Origin of the sequence: Kocuria sp. CPCC 205231 (assembly GCF_040980965.1) — a bacterium.
Taxonomy (GTDB): domain Bacteria; phylum Actinomycetota; class Actinomycetes; order Actinomycetales; family Micrococcaceae; genus Kocuria; species Kocuria rosea.
In genome coordinates, this window is sequence record NZ_JAVKPP010000001.1 from 204700 (window position 1) to 224253 (window position 19554).

At 72.3% G+C, this 19554-nt stretch carries 19 protein-coding genes; 14 read left to right on the forward strand and 5 right to left on the reverse strand.

The annotated features are described in order from the left end of the window. Positions 1-97 precede the first annotated feature (97 nt). The 11 genes from RF640_RS01035 (at position 98) to RF640_RS01085 (ending at position 11078) form a co-directional block, all read left to right on the forward strand. A complete protein-coding gene (locus RF640_RS01035; RefSeq protein WP_109221598.1) occupies positions 98-1207 on the forward strand; it encodes an ABC transporter ATP-binding protein in 1110 nt (369 codons plus the stop codon). Continuing rightward, the gene (locus RF640_RS01040) at positions 1204-1878 is read left to right on the forward strand and encodes an ABC transporter permease (RefSeq protein ID WP_284563015.1); all 675 of its coding nucleotides are present in this window, start codon (positions 1204-1206) and stop codon (positions 1876-1878) included. Before RF640_RS01035 ends, RF640_RS01040 begins: the two co-directional genes overlap by 4 nt. Next, complete coding sequence (locus tag RF640_RS01045; RefSeq protein ID WP_272026396.1) at positions 1875-2546, forward strand: ABC transporter permease; 672 nt, start codon at positions 1875-1877, stop codon at positions 2544-2546. Before RF640_RS01040 ends, RF640_RS01045 begins: the two co-directional genes overlap by 4 nt. Positions 2547-2620: 74 nt before the next feature. Beyond that, positions 2621-3556, forward strand: coding sequence for an ABC transporter substrate-binding protein (locus RF640_RS01050; protein WP_017831739.1), 936 nt, complete (start codon positions 2621-2623; stop codon positions 3554-3556). A 470-nt stretch (positions 3557-4026) separates the two neighbouring features. After that, positions 4027-5898 (forward strand): amylosucrase, encoded by a 1872-nt coding sequence (locus tag RF640_RS01055; RefSeq protein ID WP_284563801.1) that lies wholly within the window; start codon positions 4027-4029, stop codon positions 5896-5898. A 3-nt stretch (positions 5899-5901) separates the two neighbouring features. Further along, the gene (locus RF640_RS01060) at positions 5902-6219 is read left to right on the forward strand and encodes a multidrug efflux SMR transporter (protein ID WP_095650008.1); all 318 of its coding nucleotides are present in this window, start codon (positions 5902-5904) and stop codon (positions 6217-6219) included. After that, on the forward strand, positions 6209-6595 hold the full coding sequence (locus RF640_RS01065; protein ID WP_126349584.1) for a multidrug efflux SMR transporter: 387 nt from the start codon (positions 6209-6211) through the stop codon (positions 6593-6595). Before RF640_RS01060 ends, RF640_RS01065 begins: the two co-directional genes overlap by 11 nt. Next, entirely contained in the window at positions 6592-7968 is a 1377-nt protein-coding gene (locus RF640_RS01070) for an MFS transporter (protein WP_284563016.1), read from the forward strand. Before RF640_RS01065 ends, RF640_RS01070 begins: the two co-directional genes overlap by 4 nt. 455 nt (positions 7969-8423) lie before the next feature. Continuing rightward, on the forward strand, positions 8424-8954 hold the full coding sequence (locus tag RF640_RS01075) for an SRPBCC family protein (protein ID WP_126349582.1): 531 nt from the start codon (positions 8424-8426) through the stop codon (positions 8952-8954). Positions 8955-9069: 115 nt separating this feature from the next. Beyond that, the gene (locus RF640_RS01080) at positions 9070-9690 is read left to right on the forward strand and encodes a superoxide dismutase (protein ID WP_017831745.1); all 621 of its coding nucleotides are present in this window, start codon (positions 9070-9072) and stop codon (positions 9688-9690) included. Between the two features lie 206 nt (positions 9691-9896). Continuing rightward, positions 9897-11078 (forward strand): NADP-dependent malic enzyme, encoded by a 1182-nt coding sequence (locus RF640_RS01085; protein ID WP_368826205.1) that lies wholly within the window; start codon positions 9897-9899, stop codon positions 11076-11078. An 89-nt stretch (positions 11079-11167) separates the two neighbouring features. On the opposite strand, the gene RF640_RS01090 is transcribed toward RF640_RS01085, so the two are convergent. From RF640_RS01090 to RF640_RS01105, 4 genes are all read right to left on the reverse strand, one after another. After that, the gene (locus RF640_RS01090; RefSeq protein ID WP_229586825.1) at positions 11168-11644 is read right to left on the reverse strand and encodes a MaoC family dehydratase; all 477 of its coding nucleotides are present in this window, start codon (positions 11642-11644) and stop codon (positions 11168-11170) included. Positions 11645-11709: 65 nt separating this feature from the next. Further along, on the reverse strand, positions 11710-12906 hold the full coding sequence (locus RF640_RS01095; RefSeq protein ID WP_368826207.1) for an acyl-CoA dehydrogenase family protein: 1197 nt from the start codon (positions 12904-12906) through the stop codon (positions 11710-11712). Then, on the reverse strand, positions 12903-13796 hold the full coding sequence (locus RF640_RS01100; RefSeq protein WP_368826209.1) for an amidohydrolase family protein: 894 nt from the start codon (positions 13794-13796) through the stop codon (positions 12903-12905). Before RF640_RS01100 ends, RF640_RS01095 begins: the two co-directional genes overlap by 4 nt. Positions 13797-13806: 10 nt before the next feature. Further along, on the reverse strand, positions 13807-14778 hold the full coding sequence (locus RF640_RS01105) for an SDR family NAD(P)-dependent oxidoreductase (protein WP_368826211.1): 972 nt from the start codon (positions 14776-14778) through the stop codon (positions 13807-13809). Between the two features lie 211 nt (positions 14779-14989). Between RF640_RS01105 and RF640_RS01110 the strand changes: the two genes are divergently transcribed. Beyond that, entirely contained in the window at positions 14990-15448 is a 459-nt protein-coding gene (locus tag RF640_RS01110) for a MarR family winged helix-turn-helix transcriptional regulator (protein ID WP_017831751.1), read from the forward strand. 122 nt (positions 15449-15570) lie between these two features. Here RF640_RS01110 and RF640_RS01115 read toward each other — a convergent pair whose 3' ends face one another. Continuing rightward, positions 15571-16908 (reverse strand): MFS transporter, encoded by a 1338-nt coding sequence (locus tag RF640_RS01115; RefSeq protein WP_035924272.1) that lies wholly within the window; start codon positions 16906-16908, stop codon positions 15571-15573. Between the two features lie 306 nt (positions 16909-17214). Here RF640_RS01115 and RF640_RS01120 point away from each other — a divergent pair, with 306 nt between their 5' ends. Then, positions 17215-18762, forward strand: a complete 1548-nt coding sequence (locus RF640_RS01120) for a long-chain fatty acid--CoA ligase (protein WP_368826214.1) — start codon at positions 17215-17217, stop codon at positions 18760-18762. 119 nt (positions 18763-18881) lie between these two features. Then, entirely contained in the window at positions 18882-19448 is a 567-nt protein-coding gene (locus RF640_RS01125) for a hypothetical protein (RefSeq protein WP_126346754.1), read from the forward strand. The last annotated feature ends 106 nt before the right edge of the window (positions 19449-19554 follow it).

The following is a 19554-nucleotide window of genomic DNA, read 5'->3' on the forward strand; positions in this document are numbered from 1 at the left end:
CCGGCGGTCCCGCGGGATCCGGCTCCGGTGGACGCGAGTCTAGCGGGGCGTCCGCCGTGCTTGCCTATACTGGCCGGACGGCAACGGGAGGATCTCCATGACCGACATCGCGATCCGTTTCGAGGGCGCCGGCAAGACGTACCCGGACGGGACCACGGCCGTCGAGGCCCTCGACCTCGAGATCCCCCGCGGGTCCCTCACCGTGTTCGTGGGACCCTCCGGCTGCGGCAAGACCACCTCCCTGCGGATGATCAACCGCATGGTGGAGCCCACCTCCGGCTCCGTCACGGTCGAGGGCCGTGACGTCACGTCCGTGCCCGCCCACGAGCTGCGCCGCTCCATGGGCTACGTCATGCAGCAGTCGGGCCTCCTGCCGCACCGGACCGTGGTGGACAACATCGCGACCGTCCCGCGGCTCAACGGCGTGCCGAGGAAGCAGGCGCGGGAGCGGGCCCACGAGCTGCTGAGCACCGTGGGGCTCGCCGAGGCCCTGGGCTCCCGCTACCCCTCCCAGCTCTCGGGCGGTCAGCAGCAACGCGTGGGCGTGGCCCGGGCGCTCGCCGCCGACCCGCCGGTCCTGCTCATGGACGAGCCGTTCTCCGCCGTGGACCCCGTGGTGCGCCAGGACCTGCAGCGCGAGCTGCTGGACCTCCAGCGCCGGCTGCACCGCACCATCGTGTTCGTCACCCACGACATCGACGAGGCGATCCTGCTCGGCAACCGGGTGGCCGTCTTCGCCACCGGCGGGCGGCTGGCGCAGTACGCCACCCCGGAGGAGCTGCTGCGCGCGCCCGCCGACGACTTCGTGGCGGACTTCGTGGGCCGGGACCGCGGCTTCCGCTCCCTGACCTTCGACTCGGCCCACGACATCCCCGTGCACCCGGTGGCCACCGTGCGCCCGGACGGCACCCAGGGCGTGGCCGGCACCGGGGACGGGCCCGTCCCCGACGGGTGGACGCTGCGGGTCGACGACGACGGCGCCCCCCGCGGCTGGGTGCGGCCCGGCGCGGAGGACGACCCCGTGGTCGGCGGCACCCTGCACCGGCCCGGCAGCTCCCTGCGCAGCGCCCTGGACGCGGCCCTGTCCTCGCCGTCGGGCCTCGCCGTGGTCGTCGACGACGACGGCCGGGCGGTCGGGATCATGCAGCCGGGGGAGATCATCGCGGCCATCGAGGACGCGCGGCTCGGCGGGCGGACGCCCCGATGAACTGGACGAGCCGGAACTGGCCCTACGTCCTGGAGCTCACGGGCACGCACCTCGTCCAGTCGGTGCTGCCCCTGCTGCTCGGCGCCCTCGTCGCCGTCCCGGTGGCGCGGATCGCCGCCCGCAACCGCACGCTGCGCCCGGTGCTCGTCACGGGCTCCTCCCTGCTCTACACCATCCCCTCCCTGACCCTGTTCGTGGTGCTGCCCCTGCTCCTCGGCACGCAGATCACCTCGGTGGTGAACGTGGTCGTGGCGCTGACCGTCTACGTCGTGGCCATCCTGGTGCGCTCCTCCGTGGACGCCTTCGAGTCCGTGGACCGCGACATCCTGCAGGCCTCCACCGCGATGGGCTACCGCCCGCTGCGGCGCTTCTTCGCGGTCGAGCTGCCGCTCGCGGTGCCCGTGCTGGTCGCCGGGCTGCGGGTCGCCTCCGTCAGCAACATCTCCATGGTCAGCGTGGGAGCGGTGATCGGCGTGCAGTCCCTCGGCACCCTGTTCACCGACGGGCTGCGCCGGTCCATCCTCGAGGAGATCGCGGTGGGCATCGTCCTGACCGTGGTCCTGGCGGTGCTCATGGACCTCGTGCTGCGGGGGGCCGGCCGCGCCCTGACGCGCTGGCAGCGGGCGGGCACGGCCCCGGTCCCGCGCGTGCGCAGAGGAGCGGTCGCGTGAGCCTCGCCGGCGGCGCCCTGGAGTGGCTGACCGATCCCGAGAACTGGTCCGGGGCCGGCGGCATCCCCGCCCGGCTGCTGGAGCACCTGACGTACAGCGGCGTGACGATGGCCGTGGCCCTGGCCGTGGCGGTCCCCCTGGGCCTGTGGGTGGGGCACACGGGGCGCGGCTCCGGCGTCGTCGTCGGCCTGGCCGGGGCGCTGCGCGCCCTGCCCACGCTGGGCCTGCTCACCCTCTTCACCCTGCTGCTCGGGCTCGGACTGGTGCCGCCGATCATCGCGCTCGTCCTGCTCGCGATCCCCCCGATCCTGTCGGGGGCCTACGCGGGGGTCGCGAACGTGTCCCCGGCCCTCAAGGACGCCGGGGCGGCGATGGGGATGACCGGGAGCCAGGTGCTGACCCGCGTGGAGGTGCCCAACGCCCTGCCCGTGATCCTGGGCGGGGTCCGCAACGCCGCCCTGCAGGTCGTGGCGACCGTGACCGTGGTCGCCTACATCAACCTCGGCGGCCTCGGCCGCTACCTCATCGACGGCCTCGCCGTGCGCGACTACGACCGGATGCTCGGCTCCGTGGTGCTCGTGGCGATCCTCGCGCTCGTCGTGGACGCCGTCCTGGCCCTGGCCCAGCGGCTGTCCACCTCGCCGGGGCTGCGCCTCGCCGCTCCCTGACCCACCGCTGCCCCTGACCCCCGTCCTCCCGAGCCCCACCGTCCTCCGTGCCACCGACCGACAGGAGAACCACCATGACCACCGCTCCCGCGCTCCGCCGCCGCGCCGCCGCGCCCGCCCTGGGCGCCGCCCTGCTGCTGGGCCTGACCGCCTGCGGCGGCGGCGACCCCCTCGCTGAGGAGGACGGGTCCGCGACCACGTCCTCGGAGACCGTGACCGTGGGCTCCGCCGACTTCCCGGAGAGCCAGATCGTGGCCGAGCTCTACGCCGGGGCGCTGAAGTCCGCCGGGGTCGAGACGGAGACGTCCCTGGGCATCGGTGCCCGCGAGGCCTACGTGGGGGCCGTGCAGGACGGGTCCGTGGACGTGGTCCCGGACTACTCCGGCAACCTGCTGCTCTTCGCGGACCCCGAGGCCACGGCGAGCTCGGCCGACGAGATCATGGCGGCCCTGCCGGAGGCGCTGCCCGAGGGCCTGACCGTGCTCGAGGCCTCCGAGGCGGAGAACAAGGACGCCATGGTGGTCACCTCCGGGACCGCGGAGCAGTACGGGCTCACGAGCATCGCGGACCTGGCGGAGGTGTGCGGGGAGCTCGTGATCGCGGGTCCGCCCGAGTTCGCCGAGCGCGCCTACGGCCTCGACGGCCTGGAGCAGAAGTACGGCTGCGTGCCGGAGTCCTTCGAGCCGATCAACGACGGCGGCGGCCCGCTCACCGTCCAGGCCCTCCTCGACGGGGACGTGGACGTCGCCGACATCTTCACGACCACCCCGGCGATCGCCGACAACGACCTCGTGGTGCTGGAGGACCCGGAGAACAACTTCATCGCCCAGCAGGTCCTGCCGCTGGCCGCGGCGGACCGGCTGCCCCAGGAGGCGGTGGACGCGCTGAACGAGCTCTCCGGCAAGCTCACCACGGAGGCCCTCATCGACCTGAACCGCCAGGTCAGCGGCGAGGACCAGGTCAGCCCGGCCGACGCCGCGCAGGAGTGGCTGTCCGCCAACGGGTACTGAGCCCGCGCACGGCACCGGCACGGGCGCCGCGTCCCGGGGTCCGCGATCCCGGGGCGCGGCGTCCGCCCTGCACAGGGTTCTCCACACGCACGGCGTCGTCTCCAGGGGTCCTCCGCGCCCGCCGGGGCGCTCCTGGAGGGAGCCGGCGGGCCTTTCCCCACAGTGTCCCCAGGACTCGTCCACACCTGTGGACAACTCTGTGCACAGGCATGTGGAGGAAGCCCCGGGTCATCCGCTGAAAAGCTGGGAGCGCATCAGTATGCTGAGGGGCGGACCGCTCCCACCCACCGGTGGCAGCTGGTCCTCGACCATCCGAGGGCTCGTCGTCAAGGAGGATCTCGAGTTCGGAGACTGCCCGCCCCGGGGCGGACGACCGAAGGAGCAGTGTGCCGAACACCAGTACGCCCGGTATCCCGGGCCTGTCGCCGGAGAACCAGGCGCGCGTGATCACCGCGTGCGTCCGCCAGCGGGTGCAGGAGGGCCGCCCGGCGGACCTGCCAGGCACGGGGTGGACGGACTTCGACCGCAGGTTCGACGAGCACTTCCCCCGGCTGACGCTGCTCTTCGCCGAGATCTACGGCCACCGCGAGGACTTCCTCGAACAGCTCAGCGAGCTCGGGCTGCAGCTGGCGCGCTCCTGGGCCGAGCGCCCCGACGACCTCAAGGACCTGGACGCCCGGCGCGAGCAGGACCCCGCGTGGTTCGGCGCGCGGCAGATGCTCGGCGGGGTCTGCTACGTGGACCGGTACGCGGGGAACCTGCGGGGCATCCGGGAGCAGATCCCCTACTTCCGGGAACTGGGCCTGACCTACCTCCACCTCATGCCCCTGTTCGAGGCGCCGGAGGGCAACTCGGACGGCGGCTACGCGGTGTCCTCGTACCGCCGCGTGGAGCCGAGGCTGGGGACCATGGAGGAGCTCGCCGAGCTGAGCCGCGAGCTGCGCCGGAACGGGATCAGCCTGGTCCTCGACTTCGTCTTCAACCACACCTCCAACGAGCACGAGTGGGCGCGCCGGGCCGCCGCGGGGGAGCGGGAGTACGAGGACTACTACTGGATCTTCCCGGACCGCACGGTCCCGGAGCAGTTCGAGCGCACCACGCGGGAGATCTTCCCGGACGACCACCCCGGCTCCTTCACGCGGATCGGCGCCGGCGAGGAGGACCCCCGGTGGGTGTGGAGCACCTTCTACTCCTTCCAGTGGGACCTCAACTACACCAATCCCGCCGTCTTCCGGGCGATGGCCGCGGAGCTGCTGTTCCTGGCCGCCCAGGGCGTCGAGGTGCTGCGCATGGACGCCGTCGCGTTCATCTGGAAGCAGCTGGGCACCGCCTGCGAGTCGCTGCCCCAGGCCCACGTGCTGCTGCGCGCGTACAACGCGCTGTGCCGGATCGCCGCGCCGGCCGTGCTGTTCAAGTCCGAGGCGATCGTCCACCCGGACGAGGTCGCCCGGTACATCGAGCCCGGCCAGTGCCAGCTGTCCTACAACCCGCTCCAGATGGCCCTGACCTGGGAGGCGATGGCCACCCGGGAGCCGAAGCTGCTCGCGCAGGCCCTCGAGGAGCGCCACGCCCTCCCGCCCGGCACGGCGTGGGTGGACTACGTGCGCGGCCACGACGACATCGGCTGGACGTTCTCGGACGAGGACGCCGCCCGGCTGGGCGTGCACGGCCACGACCACCGCCGCTTCCTCAACGCCTTCTACACCGGGCGCCACCCCGGCAGCTTCGCGGACGGCGTCCCGTTCCAGGAGAATCCCCGCACGGGGGACTGCCGCGTGTGCGGGACCACGGCGTCCCTGCTGGGCCTCGCCGAGGACCCGGCGTCCGCGGTGGACCGGGTCCTGCTCGCGCACTCCGTGGCGATGAGCACCGGCGGCATCCCCCTGCTGTACCTGGGTGACGAGGTCGGCCAGCTCAACGACCCCGCCTGGAACGAGGACCCCGCGCACGCCGGCGACGCCCGGTGGGTGCACCGGCCGCCGCGGCCCGTCCAGGACTACGAGCGCCGTCACGAGCTGTTCTCCGTGCAGGGCCGGATCTTCGGGGGCATCCGGAGGATGGTCGAGCTGCGCCGGAACTCCCCGGAGTTCGACGGCAACACGCTCCTCCCGTTCGACGCGCACAACCCCCACGTGCTGGGCTACCAGCGCCCGGGCGGCAACACGGTGGTGCTGTGCCTGGCGAACTTCTCCGACTGGTCCCAGTTCGTCACGGGGGAGACCCTCTCGGGGTTCCTGCCCCAGGCCGTCGAGCTGCACGGCAACACCGAGCTCGACCTGCGCCACGGTCTGCTGCTCGACGCCCACGGGTTCCTCTGGATCCGCGTGCTCCCGAAGCGCTGACCCGTGGGTGCGTGGACGGTGCTGGTGCTCTCGGGCGTCCTCGAGGCGGTGTGGGCGTCCGCGCTCGCGGCCTCGGACGGTCTCCGCCGTCCCGTGCCGGCCGTGGTGTTCGCGGTGACGGCCGCCGTGAGCCTGGCCGGACTGTCCTACGCCATGGCCACCCTCCCCACGGGCACGGCGTACGCCGTCTGGGTGGGCATCGGCGCGGCCCTGACCGTGGCCTGGTCCATGCTGACGGGCCGCGAGTCCGCCACGCCCCTCAGGATCCTGCTGGTGCTCGGACTCGTCGGCTGTGTGATCGGGCTCAAGGTTGTCGGCTGAGGCCGGCGCGGCGCGGGCCGAGCGGGACCGGCGCGCCCGTGCCTGGGCGCTGCTGGTGCTCAGCGGGATCCTGGAGGCGGTCTGGGCCACCGCCCTGGGCGCGTCCGAGGGCTTCTCGCGGCCGGGCCCCGGTCTGCTCTTCGCCGTGACCCTGGTGCTGAGCATGCTCACCCTGGCACGCGCCGCCCGGGTGGTGCCGATGGGCACCGCCTACGCCGTGTGGACGGGCATCGGCGCCGTGCTCACGGTCGCGTGGGCGGCCGGCACGGGGCAGGAGCAGATCTCGTGGGCGAAGGCCCTCTTCCTGGCGGGGATCGTGGCGTGCGTCGTGGGCCTGCACGCCGCCGACCGGCCGACCCCGGGGAAGGACCGGTGACCCGGGACCGCAGGCCGGGCGCGCACCTCATGCTGGTGCTCACCGCCACGATGGCCGTGGGCCCGCTGCTGACCCACAGCCTCTCGGCGATGAGCCCCCTGGTGATCGCGGACCTGGAGCTCACGGAGGCGCAGTTCGGGCTGCTCGCCACCACCACCTTCTTCGTCGCGGCCGTCACCGCGGTGCGCACGGGCCGCTGGGCGGACCGGCTGGCCGCCCGCACCCTGCTGGTCGTGATGTTCGGCGGCGCCGCGCTCGCGATGCTCCTGACCGCCGCCGCGCCGGGCTACGCGGTCCTGCTCGCGGCCATGGTGCTCTCGGGGCTCGGGCAGGTCATGGCCAACCCCGCGACCAACCGGCTCATCCGCCTGCACGTGCCCGCCGGGCGGCGCGCGAGCTGGCTCGGGATCAAGCAGGCCGGCGTGCAGGCCTCGCAGCTCGTGGCGGGCCTGACCTTCCCCGCGCTGGGCCTGCTGCTCGGCTGGCGCACCGCGGTCCTGGTGGCTGTGGGCGCGGTGCTGCTCCTGCTCGTGCACGGCTGGTGGACGGTCCCGGACAACCACCCCGGCACCCCGGCGGCACGCCCGTCCCGGACGACGTTTCCGTCCGGGGCGGCATCACGGCCGCGGACAGCGTCCGGGCCGCGGACGGCCTCCCGGTCCGGGACGGGGTCTCCGTCGCCGGCGACGCTGCCGTCCCGGTCCTGGGCGGCCCTCCGGTCGTGGACCGGTCGCCGGACCCGGCGGCCGGAACCGACGAGCCGGCCCCGGACGGCGGGCGCCGCCGCACGGCCGCCGATGCCCGGTGCCGTCAAGGCGTACGCCGCGGCCGCGGCACTGACCGGGCTGGGGGCGCAGGCCGCCAACGTCTACCTGCCGCTCTACGCCCACCGGGAGCTGGGCCTCGACGTCGTCGCCGCCGGGGCCACCGTGTCCGTCTCCGCGCTCGTGGGCATCGCCTCCCGGGTGCTGTGGGCGCGCGTGATGGACCGGCCGGGCGCGGACGGCTTCGTGCTGCTGGCCGGCATGGCCCTGGGGGCGGCCGCGAGCGCCGTGCTGCTGATCCTGGCGCCGCTGCACCCCGGCCTCGCGTGGGCGGTGTGGCCGGCGGCCGTCCTGCACGGGGGCGCGGCACTCGCGGTGAGCGTGGTGGTGATGTCCGCGGCGATGCGCGCCGTGCCCGCCGACCGGGTGGGGGCGTCCACCGGCGTGGTGACCATGGGCCTGTACGCGGGGTTCTGCGCCGGTCCGCTCGCCCTCGGCGGACTGCTCCAGCTCACGGGGTCCTTCGCGGTGGGCTGGGGCGTGGTGCTCGTCTGCTACCTGGCCTGCGCGGCGCTCGCCGTCCTCGTGCGCTCCCGTGCACACCGCTAGGACGCCGCCGTCCGGAGTGCTCCCGGCCGCTGCTGCCCCGGTCGGCGGGCCCCCCGGCTGCCCGCCGACCGGTGCTGTCCCCCGTTCAGGGGGACCGGCCGGCCTCTGTGCGACGCTCCGTGACGTCTTGGCACGGTCTTCTCAACAGCTTCTCCACAGGCGTTGTCCACAGCGTGGATAACTTCCACCGGTGGAATTACGGGACTCCCTGTCCCGCCCACCCCGCGCTGACCTGCAACGGCGCCGCCGGCCGGGGATTGGGTGCACCGGTGCTCGCTCTGTGCACGCGTTCCTCCACACCTGTGGACAACTTTCTCCACCCCCTGTGCACCCGGACGGGCGGGCCCCGCGAGGGCCAATCACTAGAGTAGTTGTGTGCACATGCGAATTGCTCCCGTCCGTGCGCTGCGCGTGCCTGCCCGGGGCGCGGATCCGACCGGGGACCGGAGGACACGATGCTGAAGGGCGCCACGACGTTCCGGCTGGTGGACACGGCCGTGGTCGGGGCCGACCCGGCCCTGGTGGAGCGCTTCCTGCTCGACCCCGGCTGCCTGCGCCGCTGGAACCCCATCCCGGAGCGGAACTACCAGGTCAGCACGGCCGTGCTGCAGCTCGGCACGTCGATCGAGTCCACGGTCCGCGTGGGCCCCCTCCGCTTCTCCTTCGTGAACATCGTCTCCGACCACGTCCCGGGCCGGCGCCTGGGGATGCGCACCACCAAGGGCGTGGTGGACCTGCTGGTGACCATCACCTGGGAACCGGTGGAGGGGGGCACCCGAATCGAGAAGGCCGTGGACGGGCGGTTCACGGAGTCCAAGGCCTGGCTGTGGCGCCTGCTCGAACCGGCCGCACGCCGGAGCGCCCGGAACGCCCTCGAGACGCTGGGGCGGATGATCGAGACGGGGGACTACGAGTTCACGGTCCCGTCCCAGCTGACCCCCCACCCGCCCCGTTGCCCGCTCGAGAGCCCGCCCGACTTCTTCTGAGTCCCCGCGGAGCCTGCCCGGGGCTCGCCGTACGCTGGTGGCGGAACCTCCTTGACCCCTGCTCGCGCGCGGGACGAGGGTGGAACCACACGACAGCACTCGAAAGGACTCTCCTATGGCCGAGAAGTACACCCTTCCCGATCTTCCCTACGACTACGCGGCGCTCGAGCCCCACATCTCCGCGAAGATCATGGAGCTGCACCACGACAAGCACCACGCCACCTACGTGGCCGGTGCCAACACCGCCCTGGAGAAGATGGCGGAGGCCCGCGCGAACGGTGACGGCGCCGCCGCGGCCAAGCTGTCCAAGGACCTGCAGTTCAACCTCGGTGGCCACGTGAACCACTCGGTGTTCTGGCAGAACCTCTCCCCCGAGGGCGGCGACAAGCCGACCGGTGAGCTCGCCGCGGCGATCGAGGACCACTTCGGGTCCTTCGACGCCTTCCGCGACCACTTCACCGCCGCGGCCACCACGATCCAGGGCTCCGGCTGGGCGATCCTCGCCCTCGAGCCCGTCGGCGGCAACCTGGTCATCGAGCAGATGTACGACCAGCAGAACGGCGTGCCCGTCGCCACGATCCCGCTGCTCCAGCTGGACATGTGGGAGCACGCGTTCTACCTCGACTACCAGAACGTCAAGGCGGACTACGTCAAGGCCTTCTGGAACATCGTGAACTGGGCGGACGTCCAGGAGCGCTTCGAGAAGGCGCGCACCGGGGGCCGGTCCATCATCTGATCCCCGATCCGCACCGTCGGGCGCCGCGCGCGCCCGACCCCGCGAGCAGAGCCCCCGGACCACGCGGTCCGGGGGCTCTGTGCCGCCCGGGCAAGGGGCACCGCGGAGGTCCCGGAGCGTCACACGGGCGGGGGAGGGGGCCTGGCGGTGGGGCACAATGGCGGGGACCCTGTTCGCACTCAACGACGAGAGCACGAGGACCCCGCATGAGCGACGAGAACCAGCAGCCCGGCCCCATCACGCACGAGGAGATCTTCCGCTCCCACGAGGGCGGCAAGCTCTCCGTGGTCTCGAAGTCCCCCCTGGCCACCCGCCGGGACCTGTCCATCGCCTACACCCCCGGGGTCGCCGAGGTGAGCCGGGCGGTGGCCGCGGATCCCGACATGGCGGCCACGCACACCTGGGCGGGCCGGCTCGTGGCGGTGATCTCCGACGGCTCCGCCGTGCTGGGCCTGGGTGACATCGGCCCGGCCGCGTCCCTGCCGGTGATGGAGGGCAAGGCCGCCCTGTTCAAGACCTTCGCGGACCTGGACTCGATCCCGATCGTGCTCGACACCCAGGACGTCGACGAGATCGTGCGCACCGTCAAGCTCCTGCGCCCGTCCTTCGGCGCGGTGAACCTCGAGGACATCTCGGCCCCGCGCTGCTTCGAGATCGAGCAGCGTCTGATCGAGGAGCTCGACATCCCGGTGATGCACGACGACCAGCACGGCACCGCCGTCGTCGTCCTGGCCGCGCTGCTCAACGCCGCGACTCTGGTGGGCAAGGACCTGGCCGGGCTCAAGGTCGTGATCGCCGGAGCCGGCGCGGCCGGCATCGCGATCACCGAAATCCTGCTGGCACAGGGCATCGACGATGTGGTGCTGATGGACTCCCGGGGCATCGTCTCGAGGGAGCGCGACGACCTCAACGCGATCAAGGCCGGCTGTGCGGCGCGCACCAATCCGCGCGGGCTGATCGGCGGACCCAAGGACGCCCTCGAAGGCGCCGACGTGTTCGTGGGCGTCTCGGGCGGGACGGTCCCCGAGGAGTACCTCACCGAACTCGCCGAGGACGCGATCGTGTTCGCCCTGGCCAACCCGGACCCGGAGATCATGCCCGAGGTCGCCGCGAAGTACGCCTCCGTGGTGGCCACGGGCCGGTCGGACTTCCCGAACCAGATCAACAACGTGCTGGCCTTCCCCGGCATCTTCCGCGGGGCCCTGGACGCCGGTGCGCGGCGGATCACCCCGGTCATGAAGCTCGAGGCCGCCCGGGCGATCGCGGCGATCGCCGCCGCGGACGGCCTGGCCGCGGAGCACATCGTGCCCTCCGCCCTGGATCCCCGGGTCGCCCCGGCCGTGGCCGAGGCCGTGGCGGCCTGCGCGCGGGCCGAGGCGGCCGTCTGACCCGCTCCGCACCCGCTGACCCGCGACGGCCCGGGTGACCACGGAATGTCGTGGTCACCCGGGCCGTCGCGGGTCAGGGGGCAGCGCGTTCAGGCGTAGAAGCGGTTGAGGAAGGTGGCGACCACGGCGGGCCGCTCCTCGCCCTCGATCTCGATCGTGCCGTCGGCCACCAGGTGCAGGCCGTTGCCCTTGACCTCCTGGACGTCGGTGATGGTCACGGTCATGCGGATCCGCGAGCCCACCTTGACGGGAGAGGTGAAGCGGACCTTGTCCAGGCCGTAGTTGACCTTGGTCTTCACGCCGGTGACGTCGAAGAGCTCGGACCACATCGGGATGAGCAGGGACAGGGTCAGGAAGCCGTGGGCGATCGGGGCGCCGAACGGGCCCTCCTGGGCGCGCTCGGGGTCCACGTGGATCCACTGGTGGTCGTCGGTGGCGTCGGCGAACGTGTTCACCTGCTCCTGGGTGATCTCCCGCCAGGCGGAGTGCCCGAGGCTCTTGCCGACGAGGTTCTTCACCTCGTCGAAGGCGACGACGGTCTGGGGCTGGGTCTGTGCTTCGGTCATGGCGTGTCCTTACGTGGTGGCGTCTGTGGTGTCGGTGGTGGATCGGGTGGTGTCGGGCGGGCGGCTCAGACGAACGCGCTCCGGCCGGTGATCGACCGGCCGACCACGAGCGCGTTGATCTCGTGGGTGCCCTCGTAGGAGTAGACGGCCTCGGCGTCGGCGTGGAAGCGGGCGACGTCGTGGGCCAGGGTGATGCCGTTGCCGCCGACCAGCTCGCGGGCCAGTGCCACGGTCTCGCGCATGTGCAGGCTGATCCACATCTTCGCCAGGGCGGAGTCCTCGTCCCGGTAGACGCCGCACTCCTGCCGCTCGGCGAGGCCGGCGACCATGGTCAGGGACGCGGTGACGTTGCCGAGCATCCGGGCCAGCTTCTCCTGGACGAGCTGGAAGCCGCCGATCGGGCGGCCGAACTGCTCGCGCTCCCGCACGTAGCGCAGCGCGGCCTCGTAGGCGCCGGCCTGGATGCCGGTGGCGATCCAGGCGACGTCGGAGCGCATGGCGCGCAGCATCGCGGCGACGTCCTTGAACGAGTTCACGTTCCCCAGCCGTTGTGCCTCCGGCACCCGTGCCCCGTCGAGGTGGATGTCGGCGTTCTGCATCATCCGCAGGGACGTCTTGCCGTGGATCTTCTCCAGCCGCACGCCCGGGGCCTGCCGGTCCACGAGGAAGCCCTTGACCTGCCCGTCGGCCTCGTCGCGGGCGAAGACGGCGAGGAGGTCGGCGGTGAAGGCGCCGCCGATCCAGCGCTTGGTGCCAGTCAGCACCCACTCGTCGCCCTCGCGCCGGGCCGTGGTGGCCAGACCGCCGGCGATGTCGGAGCCGTGCTCGGGCTCGGTCAGGCAGAACACTCCCGTCATCTCGAAGGACGTGATCCTCGGGTCCCACTGCGCGAACTGCTCCGGCGTGCCGCCCACGCGGCAGGCCGTGCGGAACAGCCCGGCCTGGGCGGTGTAGAACGTGGCGACCGAGGCGTCGGTGCGGGCCAGCTCGAAGATCCGGAACCCGTGGTACAGGGACCGGGGCTGCCCGCCGTCGGCCGTGAGCTCGGGCGGGGTCATGAGGTCGAGGGCGTGCAGGGAGGGGGCGATCTGGTAGGGGAACTCCCCGGCCTCCCAGTACTCGGCCAGCAGCGGCCGCACCTCGTCCTCGAGCACCCGGCGCAGCCGGCGCAGGGGGGCCTTCTCGGCCGCGGTCAGTCTCTCCGCGATCCCGTACGGGTCGCAGTCGGGGTAGAGGCGGGTCTGCTCGAGCTGCGCGCTCATGCCCGCGCCCCGTCGAGGCCGAGCAGGCGCACGGCGTTGTGCTTGAGGATCTTGGGGCGGACCTCGTCCGTGAAGGACTGCTGTTCAAAGGCCCCGAGCCACTTCTGCGGGGTGATCAGCGGGTAGTCGGTGCCGAAGAGCACCTTGTCCTGCAGCATCCGGTTGGAGGCCTTCACCAGCGACTCGGGGAAGTACTTGGGGGACCAGCCGGAGAGGTCGATCCACACGTTGGCCTTGTGGGTGGCGATGGAGTTGGCCTCCTCCTGCCAGGGCACCGAGGGGTGGGCCATGATGACCTGGAGCTCGGGGAAGTCCGCGGCCACCGCGTCCAGCAGCAGCGGGTTGGAGTAGCCCAGCTTGATCCCGCCCCCGCCGGGCAGCCCGGCGCCCATGCCGTTCTGCCCGGTGTGGAACAGGGCGGGGACGCGCAGGTCCTGGATCGCCGCGTAGAGCGGGTAGAACCGCTCGTCCGAGGGGTCGAAGCCCTGCAGGGAGGGGTGGAACTTGAAGCCCTTGACGCCGTGCTCCTCGACGAGCGTCCGGGCCCGCTCCACCGCGGCGGAGCCCTGGAGCGGGTCCACGGAGCCGAAGGGGATCAGCACGTCGTTGTTGCGGGCCGCGCCCTCGGCGATCTCCTCGATGGAGTTCGGCTCGTGGCCCAGGGCCGTGGTCGCGTCGACGGTGAAGACGACGGCGGCCATCCGCCACTCGCGGTAGCGCTCGGCGATGGTGTCCAGGGACGGGGACCGGTCCTCGGCCTTGAAGTACTTGGCCGAGGCCTCGGTCAGGGCCGCGGGCAGGGACGGGTGTCCGTGGTCGGAGCACTCGATGTGCACGTGCATGTCGATCGCGTCGAGGGACGCGAGGTCGAGACCGTACTCGTAGCGCATGGTGGTCCCCCTAGGACTGCTGGGTCGCGGACTCGGGCTTCAGTTCCTCCGGCAGCGGGGGCAGGGTCTCGCCGACCGGCTGCAGGCTGCCCTCGAGGATGGTGGGGAGCTGCTCGCGCAGCGCCTCGAAGGTCCAGCCGCCGTCGCGGTACTCGGTGGCCACGGGGCGGGGGTGGCTGAAGACCTGGAGCCGGTCGCCGCCGGCGCCGATGGCCTGGCCGGTGACGCCCGCGGCGTCGTCGGAGGCGAGCCAGGCGATCAGCCCGGCGACGTCGGCGGCGTTGCCGAAGCCGAGGTCCTTGCGGAAGAAGTCCGGCATCGGCTCGCCGCGGCGGTCGGCCTCGACGGCGGAGCGGAAGAAGGGGATGGTCTCGGTCATGGCGGTGGCGGCCACGGGGATGACGGCGTTGGCGGTGACGCCGGCCTTCTTCATCTCCAGGGCCCAGGTGCGGACCATGCCCACGATCCCGGCCTTCGCCGCCGCGTAGTTGGTCTGGCCGAAGTTGCCGTACTGGCCGGTGGGGGAGCCGATGGTGATGATCCGTCCGGGGACCCCGTTCTCCTTGAAGTGCCGGTAGGCCTCGCGGGCGCAGGTGAAGGTGCCGCGCAGGTGCACCTGGATGACGAGGTCGAAGTCCTCGTCGGTCATCTTCAGCAGGGACTTGTCGCGCAGCACCCCGGCGTTGGTGACGAGGACGTCGAGGCGGCCGAAGGTCTCCACGGCGCCGTTCACGAGCGCGGTGGCGGTCTCGGTGGAGCCCACGGGGGCGACGACGGCGACGGCCCGCCCGCCGGTGGCGGTGATGGAGGCGACGGCGCGCTCGGCGATGGCCTGGTCGACGTCGTTGATCACCACGGCCGCGCCCTGGCGGGCGAGCTCCTGGGCGTAGGCGAGGCCCAGACCCTGGCCGGAGCCGGTGACGACGGCGACCTTGCCGGCGAGGGGGGTGGTGCTCGGGGATGCGGTGCTGTCCTGTGCCATGGGGTGGCTCCTTCGCTGACGGATCGGCGCTGACGGATCGGCGCTGACGGATCGGCGCTCGTGGATGGGCGGACGGGGTGACGCCCGTCACTGCTGCGGGTTCGTCCCTATTCCACCGCTATTCGTTGAGAATGTCAATGGTTAAGAACCTCCATCTATGCTGGGGGCACGGATTCCGTAGACTGGGGTCCCCGGCCCCAGGAGAGACGCTATGACCACGCCCACCGACCCGTCCGCCGGTCTCGAGCGCCTCCTCGAGGCGGAGCTGACGGCGGAGCCGGTCTTCCTGATGGCCCGCGCCGCCTCGACGGGCTCCTCGGCGGCCAATCGGAGGCTGGCGGAGCTGGAGCTGAAGGTGCGCCACTACTCGGTCCTGGCGCTGGCCTGCGGCGAGGAGCAGCTGACGCAGCGCGAGCTCAGCCAGTTCCTGGTGCTGGACCCCAGTCAGATCGTGGCCATCCTCGACGACCTCGAGCGGCGCGGCGCGGTGGAGCGCCGGACCGACCCGCGGGACCGCCGCTCGAAGATCATCGCCCCCACCGCCGCCGGCCGGGAGCTGTACGCCCGGGCCAGGGTCCTGGTGGAGAACTCCACCGCGGAGTCGCTCTCCCCGCTCTCCCCGGCGGAGCGGGAGGAGCTGTCCCGGCTGCTGAAGAAGGTGGCCTTCTGACGGACCGCTCCCCCGGCCCTCGACGACGCCGAGCCCCCGCCCCGCCCCCTCTCCCCGGTCGAACGGGGAGGGCGGTGACGAGGCGGGGGCTCGGTGCCGCAGGTGCTCCGCAGCGGGCGGCGTCAGTGCTCGTGGGTCTCCAGGTCGAAGTCCTTGGACTCACGGGTGAGCAGGATGAACACCGCGCTGACCACCGCCATCCCGGCCAGGTACCAGACCACGGGGGCGATGGCCTGCCCGGAGGAGGCGTAGATCGAGGCGAGGATCGTGGGGGTGAAGCCCGCCCCGATCAGGGTGGCGAACTGGTAGCCCAGTGACGCGCCGGTGTAGCGGGACGACGTGCCGAACTGCTCCGAGATGAAGGCCGCCAGCGGTCCGTAGATCGCGGCGTGGCAGGCCAGCCCGATGGTGAAGGTCACGAAGATCAGCAGCACGTTGCCGGTGGCCAGCCAGGAGAACATGGGGAGGATGAGGGCGATGAACAGCACCAGCCCCACGACCATGACGGGGCGCCGGCCCAGCTGGTCGGACAGGCGGCCCATGCCGACCACGAAGAACACGCTGAGCACGGACGCGAGGGCGAAGGCGTAGAGGACCGGCTGCCGGTCGGCGCCGCGCTCGACCGCGTAGGCGACCGCGAAGGTGGCCAGGAAGACCTGGAGGGCGAACCCGGAGGCCCCCGCCAGCATCGTGTAGACCAGGGCGCGGGGGCGGCGCAGCACCTCGACGATGGGCACCTTGCGCTTGGCGGTGGGGCCCTCCGCGGCCTCCTTGGCCAGCGCGGCCTGGAAGATCGGGCTCTCGGACACCTGGGAGCGCACGAAGACGCCCACGGCCAGCAGCAGGACGGACAGCAGGAACGGGACGCGCCAGCCCCACGAGAGGAACTGCTCCTCCGGCATGGCGGCGAACAGGCCCAGGACGAAGGTGCCCAGCGCGGCACCGGTCGGGGCGCCGGCGTTGGTGAAGGACGCGGCGAACCCCCGCCTGCCCTTCGCGGAGTGCTCCAGGGCCATCAGTGCGGCCCCGCCCCACTCGCCGCCCACGGCGATGCCCTGGCACACCCGCAGGAGGATCAGGATGACCGCCCCCCAGGAGCCGATGACGGCGGCGCTGGGGATGAGGCCGATGAGCGTCGAGGCGATGCCCATGATCAGCATCGAGATGATGAGCATCTTCTTGCGGCCCAGGCGGTCGCCGAAGTGGCCGAAGACCGCCCCGCCCAGCGGGCGGGCCAGGTAGCCGGCGGCGAAGGTGCCGTACGCGGCGATCGTGCCGGCCAGCGGGTCGAGGTCGGTGAAGAACACGTAGGGGAAGACCAGGGCGGAGGCCGAGGCGTAGAGCAGGAAGTCGTAGAACTCGATGGTGGAGCCGAGGTAGCTGGAGAAGATGACCTTGCGCGCCTCTTTGTTCCTGGCGCGGGCGTCCAGGGACGCCAGGGTGCCGGGTGCTGCTGACATGGCGATTCCTTGCTCTGGGGCGGAGAGAGTGGGTGTGCCGCCGGGACGGGGCTCCGGTGCGGCGGACGGGCCGGCCCCGGTCCTCGGGTGCGTCCGGGCGGTGGTGTGGGCCGACTCACAGTGCGACCATTGGAACAGCAATCAATTGAAGATGTCAATCATTGAGAAGATGACATAAGTGGGAAAGTCGCGCGGGGCGGGTTCGCCCGGGGGCCTGGACAATGTGATCCAGCTCTCTCTACGCTGGAGGCTAATAGTGGAATTTTTCAACTATTGGCTTTGACGACTGTTTGAGGAGACGATCGCATGCGCAATCAGGGACTGGGATCCTGGCTCGTCCGGAGGCTCGAGAAGTCCGGGCCCAGGAGGGCCGTGATCCACGGCGAGCGCACGCTGACGTACCGGGAGCTGCACGACCGGTCCCGGCGCCTCGCGACGGCCCTGTCCGGCCGGGGCGTGGGCCCCGGGGACCGGGTGGCGTTCCTCGGGGAGAACAGCCCGGCCTTCCTGGAGGCGATGTTCGCCGCAGGAGCGCTCGGCGCGGTGCTCGTCCCCCTCAACACGCGCCTGGCCGTCCCCGAGATCCGCTACCAGCTCGAGGACGCGGACGTCTCGGTGCTGATCCACGACGCCGCCCTGACGGGCCTGGCCGCACCGGCCGCCCGGGACCTGCCGGACGTGGTCCGCTGGGTCGTGGCGGGGGAGGACGCGGCCGAGGAGGACGCGGCCGGGGAGGACGCGGACGGGGTCCCCGCCCTCGGGGCGGTGATCGCGGCGGCCGAGCCCTGGACGGAGGACGTCCCGGTGGGCCTGGACGACCTCGCCGTGATCCTCTACACCTCCGGGACCACCGGCCGGCCCAAGGGCGCCTGTCTGACCCACGGCAACTTCACCTGGAACTGCTTCAACGTCCTGGTCGACTACGACGTGGCGGCCGACGACGTCGCGCTCATGATCTCCCCGATGTTCCACGTGGCCTCGCTCGGGATGGGGGTGCTGCCGACGCTGCTGAAGGGCGCCACGCTGGTGCTCGAGTCCAAGTTCGTGCCCGGCCGGGTGCTGGAGCTCATCGAGCGCCACCGCGTCACCTGGCTCTCCGGGGTGCCGACCACCTACCAGATGCTGTGCGAGCACCCGGACTGGGACACCACGGACCTCTCCTCCCTGCGCAAGCTCACCTGCGGCGGCTCCGCGGTGCCCATGCGGGTCCTGGACGCCTACGAGAACCGGGGACTGGCCTTCACCGCCAGCTACGGCATGACGGAGACCTCCCCGGGCGCCACCAACCTCCCCGCCGCGAAGTCCCGCGAGAAGGCGGGCTCCTCCGGGCTGCCGCACTTCTTCTCCGACGTGCGGATCGTGGACGCGGCGGGGGAGCCCGCGGCTCCCGGCGAGGCGGGGGAGATCCTGCTCTCGGGGCCCAACGTCATCCGGGAGTACTGGAACCGCCCCGACGCGGCGGGGTCCTTCGAGGGGGAGTGGTTCCACTCCGGGGACCTGGGCTACCTGGACGAGGACGGCTACCTGTTCGTCGCGGACCGGATCAAGGACATGATCATCTCCGGCGGGGAGAACATCTACCCGGCGGAGGTCGAGGCGGCCATCCTCGAGCTGCCGCAGGTGGCCGCCGTGGCGGTCATCGGCGTGCCCGACGAGAAGTGGGGCGAGGTGCCGCACGCCGTCGTCGTCCCCCGGGAGGGGCAGGAGCTCACCGCGGGGACGATCCAGGAGCACCTGGCCGGCCGGCTGGCCCGCTACAAGGTGCCCAAGACGCTGAGCCTCGTGGACGAGATGCCCCGCACCGCGTCCGGCAAGATCCGCAAGAACGTCCTGCGCGAGCAGGCCGCCGGCTGAGGCGCGGGACCGGTCGCGCGCCGTCCGGGCTGGACGCGTCCACGACTTTTCATTAGCCTCCCAGCACGGCCCGATGGCCGGACTCCTGTCGGGGGACAGGGGGGACTGGGGGAGATCGAGTGGGAAAGAGACTGCTGACCTGCGTGGTGGCGGCCGTGACGGCGGCGTCCGTCGCGCTGACCGTGCCGGCCGCGGCGGCCGTGACGCTGCGCCCGGACGGCACGGGCTCCGTCGGCCGGGAGGACGTCCTGCGGGCCGTGGGCTGGACCAACGACCGGCTGCAGACCTCCGCCGCGGAGCTGGACCTCGTCGCGGAGACGGTCACCGTGGCCACCGCGTCGTGGGAGTGCGTCCAGGAGCTCACCGGCGCCGTGGCCGTGCAGGAGCGGCGGACGACGACGACCGCCCGGGCGGACCTGGTCGCCACCGTGCAGCGGAGCTCGGTGACGGGTGCCGTCACGGGCTTCGAGCTGCAGGGCTTCGCCGAGGACGCCGTGTCCGTCTCCGTGGTCGAGGGCCCCGACCTCGACGCCTGCCCGGGGAACGGGGGCGGGGACCAGGACGGGGCGTGGTCCCGGGTGCCCCGGTCCACCGAACGGGCGCAGGCGCACGAGGGGCCTGCCCTGGAGGTCGTCCACGACGGGGTGGCGCACCCGGTGCCCACCGAGCGGGAGGAAGCGGCCTGAGGGGCGCGCTGCGCGGCACCGCATGTGTCGCCGCAGGTCGGACAGGGGGTCACAGATGGGTCACGCCGCTGGATCGGCCCCCCGTGCCTGCATTAGCGTTCGGAAA